This window comes from Polaribacter sp. (genome assembly GCF_039939415.1).
Classification (GTDB): Bacteria; Bacteroidota; Bacteroidia; order Flavobacteriales; family Flavobacteriaceae; genus Polaribacter.
Genome location: NZ_JBDVJE010000020.1, coordinates 1 through 1,734, shown reverse-complemented (window position 1 = coordinate 1,734; position 1,734 = coordinate 1). Strand labels below are relative to the sequence as shown.

3 protein-coding genes are annotated in these 1,734 nt (G+C 28.2%); all 3 read left to right on the top strand.

The window, feature by feature from the left end; genetic code table 11:
* Positions 1–759, top strand: a 759-nt coding sequence (locus ABJG40_RS03595; RefSeq protein ID WP_348023215.1) for a PDZ domain-containing protein, incomplete at its 5' end; no start/stop codon positions are given.
* Positions 760–894: 135 nt separating this feature from the next.
* Entirely contained in the window at positions 895–1,044 is a 150-nt protein-coding gene (locus ABJG40_RS03590) for a hypothetical protein (protein ID WP_348023214.1), read from the top strand.
* A 9-nt stretch (positions 1,045–1,053) separates the two neighbouring features.
* The gene (locus ABJG40_RS03585; RefSeq protein ID WP_348023213.1) at positions 1,054–1,308 is read left to right on the top strand and encodes a hypothetical protein; all 255 of its coding nucleotides are present in this window, start codon (positions 1,054–1,056) and stop codon (positions 1,306–1,308) included.
* Positions 1,309–1,734: the final 426 nt, after the last annotated feature.

The following is a 1,734-nucleotide window of genomic DNA, read 5'->3' as shown; positions in this document are numbered from 1 at the left end:
ATCTATAATAATTTATGTTTGAATAGAGGTATTAAATTACGTGAAGGATATTACAGAACAGTCCGCAATAATATTATGGTAAACAACACTTTTCATCCTCATGTTTGGTTTACAAATAGTGGAGATGTGTTTACCAACAATATTGTGATGAAGAAATATGCAGGTATCCGTATTAAAGATTGGGGTAAAGAAGTAGATTATAATTTGTTTCCAAATAAAGGAGCTTTATTAAAGGCACAACGTAATCAAACAGATGCAAACAGTGTATTTGGAAATCCTTTATTTATAAATCCTAAATCAGGAGATTTTACTGTAAAAGATGATTCACCAGCTTTAAAAATTGGTTTTAAAAATTTTCCTATGGATAAGTTTGGTGTTCAAAAACCAGAACTAAAAGCAATTGCAAAACAACCCGAAATTCCCAAATTAAAAATTGAATCATCAGTAAAAAAAGGAGTAGAAACCAAACAATGGTCGGGTGCAACACTCAAAAATATAGAAACTATTGAAGAACAATCTTCTTATGGAACACATAGTTTAGATGGTGTCATTGTTTTAAAAATTAATAAAGAAAGTAAGTTGATAAAATCAGATTTAAAAGAAGGTGATGTTATTATTGGTTTTGCAAATAAAAAAGTAAAAAATACATCAAATTTCTTAGATGTTTTAGAGAAGAATTCTTTTAAAGAAAGTGTCAAGTTGATGATTATTCGAAATCAAAAAGAAATAGAAATACAATTAAGTAATGCATATTATTAAACTATGTATGTCCAAATATTCGTTGTTTTTATTCTCAAGGAGTTTTAAAAGTAATAGACCTTCAAACTGCTAAGTTTTTTTCTGAATATATTACTTGGGAAAATCAAACATCCTGAAATTACAAAAGATGCCCTTATGGGTAACGAGGCTATTGTTGTTCGTGGAGCTTCTGCTAGTGCTGTTAAAACGGGTGCAAATATAGATTCCTTAGAAAGAGAAAAACGTTATCATCGTCTTATTGATTTTGAATTAACGCTACAAACACTTAAAGAATCTTTGCAATAAGGTGTTAAGTTGTTGATATTTGTATATATAACAACAAAATTTAATGCTCATGGATTACCACATGAACCATCTAAACTAGCATTTTTAAAGGATATACCTGTATATAATTATGTTTTAGCACCAGAACTTTCTTCTGTATTTAAATCTGTACTAGCAGCTTATACAGAAGATTTACTTATAAAAATTATTGTTCTTAATAGCAAAGATACTTTTGGAGTTATAAACAGACAAGTTGAAGTAAATGGTAAAAAAAGGTATTGTTAATCAATATTGCTAATAAACCTGTACAAGTGCAATTAGAATCTAAGGACGGAAAATTCCTAGACGGTTATGATATACTAAATGGAGAAAAAGTTATGAGTAATGCGATCAACATGTCTTTTGAAGGAGTGAGACTTATTAATGTAACCTTGTAATAGCACTATTAAAGATTACTTGGCTCTTCAAATATTAAAACGGTGGTGATATACAAATAGCTACAGTAGAAAGAAACTAGCATATTTATATGCACAATATATTCTTAAATCATCTGATATACACGGTAAATCGGGAATTAAAGTTTCTTTTTACATCACCTAGCTTATAAAATAAAAAAGGATGACTAATTTTTGTCATCCTTGTTTTTATTTAGAAGTACTTCTAATCTATATATTTATTTTTTAGTGTATCTCATAAACAAAATAAATATGG

Coding starts and splice junctions, on each gene's coding strand:
- ABJG40_RS03590 (WP_348023214.1), top strand. CDS start 895: ATGGGTAACGAGGCTATTGTTGTTCGTGGAGCTTCTGCTAGTGCTGTT.